Here is a 15,088-nt window from a genome sequence, read left to right as displayed (position 1 = left end):
TCATAACTTTTTCAGCCGCGCATACACTTGTACAAAACGGACAAGGACGTGAATGAACATGCCCTATTTAAAAATTGGAACAGCAGTCCTTCTTCTATTGACACTCTTACTGCCTTTTTCCTCACACGCTCAAGCAGACATTTCATTATCGGTGAGTGCGAGAAGCGCCATTTTAATAGATGGACAGTCAGGCAGAGTCCTATTTGGAAAGGACGAGCACGAAAAAAGAAGAATCGCCAGTATCACAAAAATTATGACGGCTGTATTAGCCATTGAATCAGGAAAAATGAACGACATGGTCAAAGTGTCAAAACGTGCGATTCAAGCGGAAGGTTCTTCGATTTATTTAAAGGAAGGACAGAAGGTAAGTTTAGAAGACTTGACATACGGGCTCATGCTGCGCTCTGGAAATGATGCAGCTGTTGCCATTGCAGAACATGTTGGCGGCAGCTTAGAAGGATTTATTTTTATGATGAACCAAAAGGCCTCTGAACTAGGCATGGAGAATACGAATTTTCAAAATCCGCATGGACTCGATGATCATAAAAACCATTATTCATCAGCTTATGATATGGCGATCTTAACGAAGTACGCCATGAAACATCAGCAATATCAAAAAATTGCCGGTACCACCTTTTATAAAGCAAAAACAATCGAAGGTTATTGGAAAAACAAAAACAAGCTGCTCACTGGTTTATATCAATATTCGACTGGAGGGAAGACAGGATATACAAAACTTGCAAAACGCACGCTTGTCTCCACAGCTGCAAAAGGAGATGCTGCGCTCATTGCTGTGACGATTAATGCACCGGATGATTGGAAGGATCATATCTCAATGTTTGAGTATGCATTTGATCACTATAAAACGTATGTGCTTGCTGAAAAAGGCAGGCTCGCTTCGTTAAAAGGGACTTTTTACGAAAAAAAAGCGTTTATTAAGCGGGATGTGGACTATTTTTTAAATGAAGATGAGAAAAAACTAGTGGAAATCGAAACGGAAATGCTGACGCCTGAAAAGAAATGGGAGAAAAACAAAGAAGCGATCCCAGATGTAGTAGGGAAAATGACGTTCTTACTGGATGGTCAGGTGATTGAGCAAGTCCCCATTTTTTATGAAAACAAACGCAACCGAATGCCTCAAAAAAGCTTTCAAGAAATGTTTAAGTCTGTCTTTCAGACATCGATAGGCGGATCTTCATGGTCAATCTGATCTGGGTATTCCTCACGGTCATCGGTCTTGTCTATGCAATGTTTAACGGAACGATGCATGAAGTGAATGAAGCGGTCTTTAAAGGATCAAAAGAAGCGGTCACCATTTCAATTGGGTTGATTAGTGTTCTTGTATTCTGGCTAGGATTGATGAAGATCGCAGAAGAAGCGGGGTTGTTACATTTCTTTAGTAAATTATGCCGGCCCTTTATCTCAAAACTATTTCCTGAGATTCCTGCGAATCATCCAGCGATGGGGTATATTCTGTCTAATCTCATGGCAAATTTCTTTGGCCTTGGCAATGCCGCCACTCCACTTGGGATTAAGGCGATGGAGCAGATGAAAGTATTAAATGGCGGAAAAAATGAGGCGAGCCGGTCGATGATCACTTTTTTAGCAGTCAATACATCTTCTATCACACTTGTGCCAACGACTGTCATTGCCATTCGTATGACCTATGGCGCAGATCAGCCAACAGATATTGTAGGTCCAACCATTTTGGCGACACTTATTTCAGGTATCGGTGCGATTATGATTGATCGCTATTTCCACTATCGCAGAAGCAGGCGGGGGTGATCTTGTGGCATTTATTAACTGGCTGTCACTTGCTTTGATTCCACTGATCATCGCAGGAATATTGATTGCAGGGACGATTAAAAAAGTACCGACGTACGAAACATTTGTAGAAGGCGGGAAAGAAGGCATTCAAATTGCCTTTTCAATCATTCCGTATTTAGTCGGTATGCTTGTCGCCATTACGATTTTCCGAGCATCAGGTGCCCTTGACTTTGTCATGGAATTATTGAAACCTGTGTTTACAGCGATTGGTATTCCTACAGAAGTGGTGCCGCTAGCTTTGATACGCCCTATATCAGGAACAGCGGCGCTTGGTATGACATCAGACTTAATTGCGACTTATGGTCCAGATTCTTTTATCGGCAAGCTTGCCGCCGTTATGCAAGGGTCAACAGATACGACCCTTTATATTTTAACCGTCTATTTTGGAGCAGTTGGTATTAAAAAAATGGGAGATGCACTGAAAGTGGGGCTGTTAGCAGACCTGATTGGGATCATTGCATCGATTATTATCGTCAGTTTGTTATTTAGCGGCGCCTAATCAGGTGCTTTTTTTATTTCGTGGATGGAAAACAGCTTTTTTGTTGAAATTAGACAGATGAAACGCTTATTTTTCCACGAATGCTTGTTTGTTTCAAGCCAAGCAAGTAAGATAGTACATGAGGTGAAAGACAAATGGAACGTTTACAGAAAGTAATTGCCCATGCCGGCGTCGCTTCTAGACGAAAGGCTGAAGAATTAATTAAAGAAGGACGAGTTACCGTTAATGGTGAAACAGTGACAGAGCTCGGAGTAAAGGTGGGCTCTTCAGATAAAATTGAAGTCAATGGCTTAAAGCTTGAAAGAGAAGAACCGGTTTACTTTATGCTTTATAAACCGCGCGGCGTCATTTCAGCTGCCGAGGATGATAAAGGACGCAAAGTCGTGACAGACTTCTTTGATGATGTTCCGCAGCGTCTGTATCCAATCGGCCGGTTGGATTATGATACGAGCGGTTTAATTTTGATTACAAATGATGGTGAGTTTGCCCATAAGCTCATGCATCCGAAATATCAAATTGATAAAACGTATGCAGCGAAACTAAAAGGCATCCCTTCAAAAGAATTGCTTAGAAAGTTAGAAAAAGGAATCATGTTAGACCATAAAAAAACAGCACCTGCCCGTGCCAAAATGCTTTCAATTGATAAACGAAAGCAAACATGTATTGTGCAATTAACCATTCATGAAGGCAGAAACAGACAGGTTCGCCGCATGTTTGAAGCAATCGGCCACGACGTTTTAAAACTCAAAAGAGAGCAATATGCTTTCCTTCATATTGAAGGCATGAGACCAGGAGATCGCAGAGAATTGACGCCGCATGAAGTAAAACGCCTAAGAGCGATTGCGGATCATGGGAAAAGCGCTTTTTAATTTTCACATAAACTTCAAAAAATGAAGAAGCATCAAAAGAAGGAGAATGCTATAATTTACCTGAATGTCTATGGGGAAGGGGTACTTCAGATGAAGAAAAGACGATTTTTCATACGGACGGGCATTCTCCTCGTGATGCTTGCTGCACTGTGTTATACGATGTATAACTCAGTATTTGCCAAACAGGATCAAATCAAAGAAGGATCTATTGCGCCGAACTTTGTCCTTCAATCAGTAGATGGGGAACGGATTGAATTAAAGGACTTAAAAGGCAAAGGCGTCTTTCTCAATTTTTGGGGTACATGGTGCGGTCCATGTAAGCAGGAATTCCCTTATATGGCAAATCAGTATGAAGTGTTCAAGGATCGCGGTGTCGAAATTGTTGCCGTAAATGTGGGGGAATCCAATATTGCTGTGAAGAATTTTATGGATGCTTATGGCGTGAATTTTCCTGTTGCCATGGACAAAGATCGTCAAGTGACAGAGGCATATGATATTACGCCGCTGCCAACCACATTTTTAATTAATCCTGAAGGCAAAGTAATCAAAGTCATAAAGGGGACGATGACAGAACGTAATGTCTATGAATATATGAATTTGATTAAACCAAAGGGGTCATAGAATGAAAGAGGTAAAGTGCGAGTGTGGACATATTAATCCAATCGGTACTGTTCTATGTGAATCATGCGGGAATCCCATTGCAGCAAAAGAGAAAAATTCATCAAAGCTGCTTGATATGAGATATGACGGCAGTGCAAGACGCTCGCAAACATACAACAAAACGATTGTTGATAAAGTATGGAACTTTTTTTCTTCCGTAAAAGTGGGTGTGTGGCTCATTGTCATCACACTGTTAGCTTCTTCGCTAGGAACTATTTTTCCGCAGGAGCGGTTTATTCCGCCAGGTGCATCAGCTTCCACTTATTATGAGGAGCAATATGGGTCGTTTGGCAAGTTATATTACATCCTTGGATTCCATGATCTTTATAATTCTTGGTGGTTTTTAGCCCTTGTCGCATCTATCGGAATTTCCCTTGTGATTTGCAGCCTTGATCGAGTGATTCCACTTTATCGTGCACTCAAAAATCAAGGGGTTGTCAAAAAAGAAGGCTTTATGAGAAGGCAGCGTCTTTTCAGCGAAACAAATCAAACATTAGATCAACATACATATGAAGGCATCGTTAGTAAGATGAAACAAAAGCGTTACCGCGTAAGAGAAGAAGATGGACATATTTTAGCTGAAAAAGGCCGCTTTTCCCGCTGGGGACCTTACGTCAATCATATTGGATTAATTATATTTCTCATTGGATCCATGCTTCGGTTTGTCCCGGGAATGTACGTGGATGAAACATTATGGGTAAGAGAAGGCGAAACGGCACCAATCCCAGGGACGGGAGGCCAATACTTCTTAAAGAATAATGCGTTTTCAATTGACCGCTATGAATCTGAAAAAGAAAAAGAAGTCTTTGAAAATGCTATTGAAAAGGCTGGCGATGGTCAAGTCGTCAAAAGTTATAAAACCGATGCCGTTTTATACAAACGTGAAGGGGAAGTTGTTTTTGGTGAAAAGCCAAAGCTGAAGCAGGTAACAGAACACGATATTAAAGTGAATGAACCGCTTAAGTTTGACAATTTCTCATTATATCAAGTGGATTTTAAACAAAATGAACTCGATCAAATGGTCTTTCAGCTGATTCGAAAAGATACTGAGAAATCTTTCGGAACAGTGAAGATTAATCTGCTGGAGCCTAAGTCAGAATATGATCTTGGTAGCGGTTACAAAGTCAAGGTGATGAGTTATTTGCCTGATTTTTATTTTGACGAAGATGGCACACCTAGTACGAAAACGAGGAATCCGAATAATCCTGCGTTCGTCTTTGAAATGATCTCTCCTGAAAAACCAAAAGGTGAAAAAAGTTTTGTCGCGATTCAAGAGACAGTAGAGGGTTCTGATAACAATCTTTATAAAATGAAATTTGACCGGGTTGAAACAAAAAACGTGACAGGTTTAACGGTTCGAAAAGACTTAACACTCTGGGTACTTATTGTTGGCGGAATCATCTTTATGATTGGTGTCGTACAAGGGATGTACTGGCAGCATAGAAGAATTTGGCTGTCGGTAAAGGATGGAAAAGTGTTTGTGGCAGGACATACAAACAAAAACTGGTTCGGCTTAAAGTCTGATCTCAAGGTGTTACTGCACGGCAGTGGCATCAAACAGCCAGTGGATCAAAAAGAACTGCCTGATACAACAAGTATCAGCAAAAGCAAGGGGGAAGGGTTAGATGGCGGCAGTCAGTGAAAACCTGTTATTTGCAGCTTTTCTATTTTATTTAGCGGCAGTTCCTTTTTTTGGAGGGGCCATTAAAGGAAAAAAGAAAGAAGAGGGTCCGCGCAAAAATAAGGCGGCACTTATCGGCATAACGCTCACCATCATTGGTTTTTTGAGTCAATTTGGCTATTTTATTTCAAGGTGGATCGCGTCTGGTCACGCACCAGTCAGTAATCTGTTTGAATTCACCACAGCCTTTGGCATGATGCTGGTGCTCGCATTTATTATTTTATATTTTGTCTATCAAGTGTCTGTGCTAGGTTTATTCACACTTCCAATCGCTTTATTAATCATTGCTTATGCAAGCATGTTTCCATCGGATATTTCACCGCTGATTCCTTCGCTTCAAAGTAATTGGCTATATATTCACGTCACGACAGCAGCGCTTGGTCAAGCCATTTTGGCGATCAGTTTTGTGGCAGGTGTGATTTTTCTTTTGAAGCATGTCGATCAAACAAAACCGGGGAAGAAAACCTTTGGCTTAGAGCTGGTCATGTTTATGATTGTGGTTACCCTTGCATTTATCGCTGTCACGTCCATCTTTAGAATGACAGGGTATGAAGCGGAATTTAATTGGGTAGATAAAAATAAAAAAGAGAGCGTCATGGTCTATGAGCTGCCTGCCTTAGTAGGACCTCATAAAGGAGAACTTATCACAAAAGATCGTTTAGAGCCTGTGGTTGATCTGCCGCCTGTTTTTTCAGGTAGAAAGGTGAATACAGTGCTGTGGTCATTTGGCGTTGGGCTGATCATTTATGGACTGCTAAGATTGATCATTCGCAAACGACTAAGTGCGCTGCTTCAGCCGCTCGTAAGACAGGTGAATCTTGATTTAGTCGATGAAATTGGATACAGGGCTGTTTCCATAGGATTCCCTGTATTTGCGTTAGGTGGTCTTATTTTTGCGATGATCTGGGCACAAATTGCATGGACGAGATTCTGGGGATGGGACCCGAAGGAAGTATGGGCTTTAATTACATTTTTATTTTACGCCGCCTATCTCCACCTTCGGTTATCACGAGGCTGGCATGGTGAAAAGTCCGCTTGGCTTGCTGTGATCGGATTTGCGATCATTATGTTTAACCTCATCTTTGTCAACCTAGTGATTGCGGGGCTTCATTCTTACGCGTAATCGCATGAAAAAGGCCAACTTTTATGATTCGATTCGGCTTTTTGTTAAAATGTATGTAACAACGGAGAAAGCAGGAGGATTGTCTAATGGAACACACAACTCAAACGAAAATATTAGTCGTCGATGATGAGGCAAGAATTCGCCGCCTTTTAAAAATGTATTTAGAACGGGAAAATTATGAAATTGATGAAGCGGAAAATGGGGATGAGGCCATTCAAAAAGGACTTCAAACCGATTATGACCTCATTTTGCTTGATTTAATGATGCCTGGGACAGATGGGATCGAAGTGTGTAATCAAATTCGAGATAAAAAAGCCACACCAATTATTATGCTGACAGCAAAAGGTGAGGAAGCCAACCGTGTGCAAGGTTTTGAGGCAGGAACGGATGATTATATCGTCAAACCTTTCAGTCCGCGTGAAGTGGTTCTTCGTGTGAAAGCACTGTTAAGAAGATCGTCTCAAACGTCATATCTCAATACTGGAACAACCACAAAAGATGTTCTTGTGTTTTCTCATCTATCCATTGATCATGATGCACACCGGGTCACTGCAGATGGAAAAGAAGTTAGCCTCACGCCGAAGGAATACGAACTTTTGTACTTCTTAGCAAAAACGCCGGATAAGGTCTATGACAGGGAAAAGCTTCTCAAAGAAGTGTGGCAGTATGAATTCTTTGGGGATCTGAGAACAGTGGATACCCACGTCAAAAGGCTACGCGAAAAACTAAATAAAGTGTCACCAGAAGCAGCGAAAAAAATCGTGACAGTATGGGGTGTCGGGTACAAATTTGAGGTCGGCACTGAATGAAGCTGTGGAAAAGTGTCGTAGGAAAGCTATGGTTAACCATTCTTTTCCTCGTGCTCATTGTTTTATCGATTTTAACTGTGCTTCTTTTAGAATTCATTGAGAACTACCATGTCGAAGAAGCAAAGTCTGATTTAACACAAATGGCCAACAAAGTAGCAGTCATTTTAGAAAGCCATGAGGATCAATCGCTTGCAAGGTCGATTACATCAGAACTAGCTGATAAATTGACAAGTATCGCGATTGTTCAAGAGGATGGACTAGAATGGTATTCGTCTGAAAAAGGCGGGAAGCTTCCTGCGATCACAAAAGAACAAATTGAAGCAGACAAAGATTTGAACAAAGCACTGACACAACGAAAAAAAATCAGTAAACGAGCTGAATCTGATACAGGCAATCAGAAGGATGAGCGCATTGTAGTAGGTGTTCCTTACGAGGCGAACGGAAAGAAAGGGATGGTCTTTCTTTCTCAATCCCTCCTCGCTGTAGAGCAGACAACAAAACATACGACGCGTTATATCTTCCTCGCAGCCGGAATTGCGATTGTGCTGACGACAATTTTCGCTTTCTTCTTATCCACTCGTGTCACCTACCCTCTCAGAAAGATGAGAGAGGGAGCACAAGATTTGGCGAAAGGGAAATTTGATACAAAGATTCCTATTTTAACGCAAGATGAAATTGGGGAACTGGCGATCGCCTTTAATCAAATGGGTAAGCAGCTTAAATTTCATATAACCGCTTTAAATCAAGAAAAAGAACATTTGTCCAACATTCTGAGCAGTATGGCAGACGGTGTCATCACGATCAATATTGATGGAACGATCCTCATGACAAATCCTCCTGCAGAAAGATTCTTGCAGGCTTGGTATTACGAGCAAAATATGAAGATCAAAGATGGGGATGAACTGCCGCCAGAAGCGCGTGAATTGTTTCATACTGCCGTCAGTACGGAAAAAGAGCAAATGATCGAAGTCACGCTGCAAGGGCGTACTTGGGTTCTTCTCATGTCTCCGCTTTATAACCAGCAAGATGTCAGAGGGGCGGTTGCGGTGCTTCGCGATATGACAGAAGAGAGAAGACTGGATAAGCTAAGAAAAGACTTCATTGCAAATGTCAGTCATGAACTCCGTACACCTATTGCTATGCTGCAGGGCTATAGTGAAGCGATTGTCGATGACATTGCCGGATCAGAAGAGGAAAAGAAAGAGATTGCCCAAATTATCTATGACGAATCACTTCGAATGGGGCGTCTTGTGAATGATCTTCTCGATCTCGCACGTATGGAAGCTGGTCATATTACACTGAATCTTGAATCAACTGATACAGAAGAGCTGACTGAAAAAATCTACCGTAAATTCCTTGGAATTGCGAAAGAAAAACAAATCAACCTGACGTATGAAATTCAAGTAGAAGAACCGTATTTTGTATTTGATCCAGATAAAATAGAACAGGTTTTTACAAATCTCATCGATAATGCCATTCGTCATACACCAGAAGGCGGAGAAGTTCACTTCTCAGTTCAATCGGTGGAAAATGGGCTCAAGATGGATGTGAAAGATTCGGGAAGCGGCATTCCTGAAGAGGATCTCCCGTTTATTTTTGAACGGTTCTATAAAGCAGATAAAGCAAGAACAAGAGGACGTTCCGGTACGGGGCTGGGTCTTGCGATTGTGAAAAACATCGTAGAAGCACATCAAGGCTCCATTCATGCACATAGTAAAGCTGGAACAGGTACTCACTTCACTTTCTATATTCCGAAAAAAAAGCAGGAACTCGTCTAATCTTGACGAAGAATCTTGTTACATGAGAAACACTTCTTTTCGAAAGAAAATGAAGTGTTTTTTCTATTTTCATATTTTTAAGGAGAAGTTAAACTAAAAGCCCTTTCCAAATTGTCGATCTTGTAATATATTTGTCATAAAGTTGTAATGTAACGTTTTGTGAGAGTCACTCGACAAAAATAAGTGAACGGAGGGGTTTCCTATGCATGAAACCTTTCAAAAAATATATGATTCGTACCATCAAGATTTGTACCAATTTTTATTTTATATGGTAAAAGATAAAAATCAGGCAGAGGATCTCGTGCAGGAGGTTTACATTCGGGTACTTCACTCATATAAAACTTTTGAAGGAAGAAGCAGCGAGAAAACATGGCTGTTTTCAATTGCAAGGCATGTGGCAATTGACTGGTTTCGCAAACAGCAAACCATCAGACAACGGGTGCTCGGCACGTTTGATTGGGATAAACAGGATGTAAAAGATCCAGACCTGCTCCCAGATGAATTGGCTGTACAGGATGAAAATATCAAAGAAATTTATGCCGCACTTGATCATTGCACCATTGATCAACGAGCCGTCATCATTTTAAGGTTTATCCAAGGCTACTCAATCATGGAGACGGCCAAGGCGCTAAAGTTCTCGGAAAGCAAAGTCAAAACAACGCAGCACCGAGGCCTGAAAGTGCTCCGAAAACATATGGAGCTTTTGAAGGAGGAGCTAGTGAATGAAAACGAACAGGTCCAATTGGAGCGAAGAACGAATTAAAGTATTACTCAGTCAGCTTCCAAAGGTGGAGGACAACCGTTCATCTAAGCAGATTTACCAGCAAATGCTGATGGCAAGCGGGAAGAAAAAGAAAAGTGCCAGATGGATCGGTCCAGCGGTCGCAACCGTTGTGGTCTTATTTATGGCGTTTTTGATTTCTCCTCATTTATTTCAGCCGGCTGCTCAAGATATAAAGAAATTGAAAATGGATTCGAGTGCTGAAAAAGGACAGGTGAACGCTACATTAGAGGCGGTAAAAAACACAAATGATCCTTCACATGTTGCTTACGCATCTGACAAAGAAAAGTATATGACGATTTCATACATAGATGAATCCACTTCTCAAGTTGTCCCAATCAGTATTCAAAAAGAAAATAAGCATGATAATGTGCAGGCGCTTCTTGATACATATGAAAAATTGGAGCTGCCTGAAATGACAAAACCTCTTCAAGCTTATATGGATATGGTGGATGTGAGTGAAAAAGGGGACACACTGATTTTTCAGCTGAAAAATGATTTGTCTCTTGATACATTAAAAGAAGCCAACCGTTTTAAAGACATGGTCAAAGAAACGTTAAAATGGAGCCAATATAAACAAGTACAGGTCAAGTCTGTCAATGGCTCGCACCTTCAATTAGGGACGAATGGCCGTCTTGGTACCATTTCAATTAATAAACAAACAAAGCACGCTTACTACGTTTTAGAAAATAAGAGTGGGACATTTTTGGTGCCGTCAAAAGATGATTATCCTTCTTATAAAGATGCAGTAGAGGCGATGAAGCGGGCGAATGATGCAGGACTCGATCCACTCATTAAAGAAGAGCCTATTAAAAAAGTGACATCAAAAGGAAAACATGCAACCATCACGTTTGGAGCATCAGCACAATTAACGGACTCAATTGATCATATTTTACTTATTGAAGGACTGCTGCTCACAGCGAAAGATTTCGGTTTTACAGATGTCACGATACAAAATGCAGGAACAGATCAAGTAGGCCCATATGAATTAAAAGAACCGCTAGAGGTACCGGCACTGCCAAACCCAGTTGTTATCAAAGAACGCTAAAGGACGCAACTTATTGCGTTCTCAGCGTGTAGACAAACCCTCGCATTCTTTGTCAGTCCTGCGCTCCGGTGCTCGTCCTTTCTAGACTGCAAAGGTTTTCTATCACGCTGAAAAGAAGACAAAGGGCTAAAATCAAGTTCATTTTAGCCCTTTGTCAACAATCTGAGGACGCAACTTATTGCGTTCTTTTTTCATGTATAGAAAAGGGCTTCCTTGAGGTATACTAAGCTGTCATGAAAAGAACTTCAAAGAAGGGAAGTCACTGATGAAAAGGTATTGCTACATATGTGCTAGCTGTTTCTTGTTCTTGACCTTATCACCGTTTGCCCATGCAGAGAAAACAACCGAGTGGGTGGAACCAATCAAAGGTGAAGTCACTGATTTGTTTGGGACAAGAGGTGGTTCGCATAAGGGGTTAGACATTGCTGCACCAGAAGGAGAATCCATTTTTGCTGCTAGCGAAGGTGTGGTTACTCGTTCCTATGTATCTGCTACATATGGTGAAGTTGTATTTATTCGGCATCCAAATGGATATGAAACCGTCTATGCGCATTTAAATGCGCGTTTTGTAAAGAATGGTGACCATGTACAAACAGGGCAGCCGATCGGCATCATAGGCAACACAGGCGCCTCTAGGGGCACTCATTTGCATTTTGAGGTGCACAGGGGTAATTGGTCAGTTAGTAAAGAAGATGCAGTAGATCCGCTCACAATCATTGCAAGAGATCGTTTCCAAGAGCCAGCCCTTCATGTAGATGGATATGAGAAACATACATATGTCATACAACGAGGGGACACGCTCTGGTCCATTGCTAAAGCACATCAAATGACCGTTGATCAATTGAAGAAAATCAATGCACTGACAACGCATCTCATACGGACAGGTGAACGTTTAATCGTTTCAACAAAATAAACCTCATGCTTTTGCATGAGGTTTACCATTTTTTTATAGGTCAATCAGACGTACAGAAAGAATATCGCTCACTTTAGTTAACGTTTGGACAATTTCATCTTCAAGGTGCTTATCAAAAGAAAGCATCATGATGGCTTCGCCGCCTTTTTCTTTACGGCCTACTTGCATTGTCGCAATGTTCACATCGTGGTCGCCTAAAATCTTTCCAACTTGACCGATCACACCAGGTGCGTCAGTGTGCTGAATATAGACAAGGTGTCCATCTGGGTAAAAGTCAATATTGAAACCATTAATAGAAACGACACGTTCACCTAGATGCGGGATATACGTTGCTTTTAATGTAAAGGTGGAAAGGTCACCTTTGACTTCAATGGAAATGCTGTTCTCATAGCCAGATTCGCTTGAAGAAATTTTCTCGCTAAAGCTAATGCCGCGTTCTTTTGCCACCATACCAGCATTGACTTCATTTACAGTCGAATCGACACGCTCTTTCAAAAAGCCAGAAAGCAGACTTTTTGTAATAAATGATGTTTCGAGTTTTGCGATAGATCCTTCATATGAAATGCTGACTTCTTTTACAGGTTCTCTCATCGATTGAGAAACAAGACGTCCAAGTTTTCCTGCAAATTGATGATAAGGCTGGATTTTCTTGAACTCGTCTTTTGTCATCGCTGGTAGATTAATAGATGACATGACCGGGAGTCCTTTTGCAAATTGAAGAACTTCTTCAGAGACTTGTGCCGCTACATTTAATTGTGCTTCTTTTGTAGATGCACCAAGATGCGGAGTGGCAATGACGTTTGGATGATCCACAAGTGGATTCTCAGTAGGTGGTTCTACTTCAAATACATCGAGAGCAGCCCCTGCGACATGACCATTTTCAAGTGCTTCAAGAAGGTCGCGTTCGTCAATGATACCGCCGCGTGCACAGTTCACTAGACGAACACCTTTTTTCGTTTTTGCGATTGTTTCTTTATTGAGAAGTCCTCTAGTTTCTTTTGTTAAAGGTGTATGTACCGTAATAATATCTGATACTTCAAGCACTTCATCAAGTGATTTTGCATTGACACCAATTTTTTCGGCACGTTCTTTTGTGAGGAAAGGGTCAAATACGTTGACGGTCATGCCAAATGCTCTTGCACGCTGGGCGATTTCACTTCCAATTCTGCCTAAGCCAACAATCCCAAGAGATTTTCCGTAAAGCTCAGCACCGACATATGCGCCTCTGTTCCATTCTTTTGATTTAACAGAAATATTCGCTTGAGGAATATGACGCATGAGAGATGAGATCATCGCAAACGTATGCTCTGCCGTTGAAATCGTATTCCCATTTGGTGCATTGATGACAATCACACCATGTTTTGTTGCTTCATCAATGTCAATGTTGTCGACTCCCACACCGGCACGGCCAACAATTTTTAATGAAGTCATTTTTTCATAAAGTTCTTTTGTCACTTTTGTGGCACTTCTGACAAGTAAGGCATCAAACGTGTGTAATTCATCTTCTGCTTCTGTTACATTTTTTTGAACAATTTCAACAAAATCTGATTCTAATAGTGGTAAAAGACCATCATTGCTCATCTTATCTGAGACTAATACTCGAAACATCGTAAGATTTCCTCCTAAAATAAACGTCATAAATATCTGATAATTTACCATATTCCTTTTCACTGTGTCAATCAAATTAAAGCAGTAAAGCGAAAAAGAAAACACGAACATTTTTTAGTGTCTTGATCAAGAATGGACACCTTTAAACAAAAGATACCCAATTTTTACGCATTTGTCATTATAAATTTTAGGTTTTTTACGATTTCTTAAAACTGATGAAATTGCTCAGGATTTTTATCTGTACAAATGCTCATATATCATATATAATGATGTCGAATTGAATAATGATCAATCTTCGGGGCAGGGTGTAATTCCCTACCGGCGGTGATGAGGCATAGTCTCTAAGCCCGCGAGCCTTTTTTGGCAGGATTCGGTGTGATTCCGAAGCCGACAGTATAGTCTGGATGGGAGAAGATGGAGGTTCGTAAACGTTGAAAACATGTCTGTTTATACGTTTATTTGTGTAGCCTAAATTTCCCGCTCCTGTGTATGTATTCAGAGCGGTTTTTTTGTGGCTAAAATTGAACAATCCTCTTTTCGAAAGATTTGATCGAAAAGGAGAGAGAATATTGAATCAAAGTAAAGTAAAACGTTTAGTTGTCATCAGCATGCTTAGCAGTATCGCATTTGTATTAATGTTATTGAATTTTCCTTTTCCTGGGCTGCCTGGGTATTTAAAAATTGATTTTAGTGATATTCCTGCGATTATTGCAATTTTAATTTATGGGCCAGGTGCTGGGATTGCTGTTGAAGCTTTAAAGAATCTACTGCACTACCTCATTCATGGTAGCATGTCCGGTGTTCCTGTGGATCAAGTAGCGAATTTTACAGCAGGTGTACTATTCATCTTACCGGTGGCTTTTATTTTTAAAAAGATTAAATCAGCAAGAGGGTTAGCGTGGTCCATGATTCTCGGAACATTACTCATGACAGTCATGATGAGCATCTTAAACTATTTCTTGTTCCTTCCTGCTTATACATGGTTTTTGAATGCACCCGTCCTGTCAGATCATGTGCTAAAGGCAACCATTACAGCAGGGATCTTGCCTTTTAACCTGATTAAAGGAATCATCATCACCATCGTCTTTAGTTTCATTTTTGTCAAAATGCGTCCATGGTTTGAAAATAAACGCCGACTTCAAAATAGTTAATATAAAAAAAGCCCCTTTTAAAGGGGCTTTTATCCTATTCATGCTTAAGTGGATCACCATCGAAAGTTTCGTCCGCAACTTTAATTGAGTCAGTTGGGCAACCTTCAAATGCGTCAAGCATATCTTCTTCAAGTACTTCTGGAACTTCTACAGTCCCCTGATTGTCATCAAGCGTGACAAATGCAATGCCTTCATCATCATAATCATAAATGTCTGGAGCAGCTGCACCGCATGCGCCGCAAGCAATACATGTGTCTTTGTCTACAATTGTATATTTTGCCATGTTAAAAAAATACCTCCCAGATTGTTCGATGGAACAAATGGTTTAACCTTTTTAGTTT

15 protein-coding genes and 1 riboswitch are annotated in these 15,088 nt (G+C 40.8%); of the genes, 13 read left to right on the top strand and 2 right to left on the bottom strand.

The features are described 5' to 3' along the window. The first annotated feature begins 58 nt into the window (after window positions 1–58). The 12 genes from NSQ11_RS10790 (at window position 59) to NSQ11_RS10735 (ending at window position 11,988) form a co-directional block, all read left to right on the top strand. The gene (locus NSQ11_RS10790) at window positions 59–1,210 is read left to right on the top strand and encodes a D-alanyl-D-alanine carboxypeptidase family protein (RefSeq protein WP_019743085.1); all 1,152 of its coding nucleotides are present in this window, start codon (window positions 59–61) and stop codon (window positions 1,208–1,210) included. Continuing rightward, window positions 1,198–1,785 (top strand): nucleoside recognition domain-containing protein, encoded by a 588-nt coding sequence (locus NSQ11_RS10785; RefSeq protein ID WP_008344468.1) that lies wholly within the window; start codon window positions 1,198–1,200, stop codon window positions 1,783–1,785. The genes NSQ11_RS10790 and NSQ11_RS10785 overlap by 13 nt, the downstream gene beginning before the upstream one ends. A gap of 4 nt (window positions 1,786–1,789) precedes the next feature. Continuing rightward, window positions 1,790–2,326 (top strand): spore maturation protein, encoded by a 537-nt coding sequence (locus NSQ11_RS10780; protein WP_019743084.1) that lies wholly within the window; start codon window positions 1,790–1,792, stop codon window positions 2,324–2,326. A 134-nt stretch (window positions 2,327–2,460) separates the two neighbouring features. Next, the gene (rluB, locus tag NSQ11_RS10775; RefSeq protein WP_008344472.1) at window positions 2,461–3,195 is read left to right on the top strand and encodes a 23S rRNA pseudouridine(2605) synthase RluB; all 735 of its coding nucleotides are present in this window, start codon (window positions 2,461–2,463) and stop codon (window positions 3,193–3,195) included. Window positions 3,196–3,285: 90 nt separating this feature from the next. Beyond that, complete coding sequence (locus NSQ11_RS10770; RefSeq protein WP_017359780.1) at window positions 3,286–3,816, top strand: thiol-disulfide oxidoreductase ResA; 531 nt, start codon at window positions 3,286–3,288, stop codon at window positions 3,814–3,816. Window position 3,817: 1 nt separating this feature from the next. After that, a complete protein-coding gene (locus NSQ11_RS10765) occupies window positions 3,818–5,497 on the top strand; it encodes a cytochrome c biogenesis protein ResB (protein ID WP_252224427.1) in 1,680 nt (559 codons plus the stop codon). Then, complete coding sequence (gene ccsB, locus NSQ11_RS10760) at window positions 5,481–6,659, top strand: c-type cytochrome biogenesis protein CcsB (protein WP_050827366.1); 1,179 nt, start codon at window positions 5,481–5,483, stop codon at window positions 6,657–6,659. The genes NSQ11_RS10765 and ccsB overlap by 17 nt, the downstream gene beginning before the upstream one ends. 86 nt (window positions 6,660–6,745) lie before the next feature. Beyond that, window positions 6,746–7,468 carry a response regulator transcription factor gene (locus tag NSQ11_RS10755; protein ID WP_017359777.1) on the top strand — a complete coding sequence of 241 codons (723 nt, stop codon included), beginning with the start codon at window positions 6,746–6,748 and terminating at the stop codon, window positions 7,466–7,468. After that, complete coding sequence (locus tag NSQ11_RS10750; protein WP_008344481.1) at window positions 7,465–9,246, top strand: ATP-binding protein; 1,782 nt, start codon at window positions 7,465–7,467, stop codon at window positions 9,244–9,246. Before NSQ11_RS10755 ends, NSQ11_RS10750 begins: the two co-directional genes overlap by 4 nt. A gap of 202 nt (window positions 9,247–9,448) precedes the next feature. Continuing rightward, entirely contained in the window at window positions 9,449–10,009 is a 561-nt protein-coding gene (sigX, locus tag NSQ11_RS10745; RefSeq protein WP_007501006.1) for an RNA polymerase sigma factor SigX, read from the top strand. Continuing rightward, window positions 9,969–11,075: a hypothetical protein gene (locus NSQ11_RS10740; RefSeq protein ID WP_035702882.1), complete on the top strand. Its 1,107-nt coding sequence runs from the start codon at window positions 9,969–9,971 to the stop codon at window positions 11,073–11,075. Before sigX ends, NSQ11_RS10740 begins: the two co-directional genes overlap by 41 nt. Window positions 11,076–11,340: 265 nt before the next feature. Next, the gene (locus NSQ11_RS10735; RefSeq protein ID WP_035391628.1) at window positions 11,341–11,988 is read left to right on the top strand and encodes a M23 family metallopeptidase; all 648 of its coding nucleotides are present in this window, start codon (window positions 11,341–11,343) and stop codon (window positions 11,986–11,988) included. Window positions 11,989–12,021: 33 nt separating this feature from the next. On the opposite strand, the gene serA is transcribed toward NSQ11_RS10735, so the two are convergent. Next, window positions 12,022–13,596, bottom strand: a complete 1,575-nt coding sequence (serA, locus tag NSQ11_RS10730; protein ID WP_008344488.1) for a phosphoglycerate dehydrogenase — start codon at window positions 13,594–13,596, stop codon at window positions 12,022–12,024. Between the two features lie 287 nt (window positions 13,597–13,883). Then, window positions 13,884–14,016, top strand: a riboswitch (FMN riboswitch). A gap of 149 nt (window positions 14,017–14,165) precedes the next feature. Here serA and NSQ11_RS10725 point away from each other — a divergent pair. Further along, a complete protein-coding gene (locus NSQ11_RS10725; RefSeq protein WP_008344490.1) occupies window positions 14,166–14,747 on the top strand; it encodes an ECF transporter S component in 582 nt (193 codons plus the stop codon). A 34-nt stretch (window positions 14,748–14,781) separates the two neighbouring features. Here NSQ11_RS10725 and NSQ11_RS10720 read toward each other — a convergent pair whose 3' ends face one another. Next, a complete protein-coding gene (locus tag NSQ11_RS10720; RefSeq protein WP_008344492.1) occupies window positions 14,782–15,030 on the bottom strand; it encodes a ferredoxin in 249 nt (82 codons plus the stop codon). Window positions 15,031–15,088 lie beyond the last annotated feature (58 nt).

It is taken from the genome of Bacillus sp. FSL W7-1582 (assembly GCF_038593325.1).
GTDB lineage: Bacteria > Bacillota > Bacilli > Bacillales > Bacillaceae > Bacillus > Bacillus altitudinis.
The sequence above is the reverse complement of the archived record's forward strand: the minus strand, read 5'-3'. Positions and strand labels throughout refer to the sequence as shown.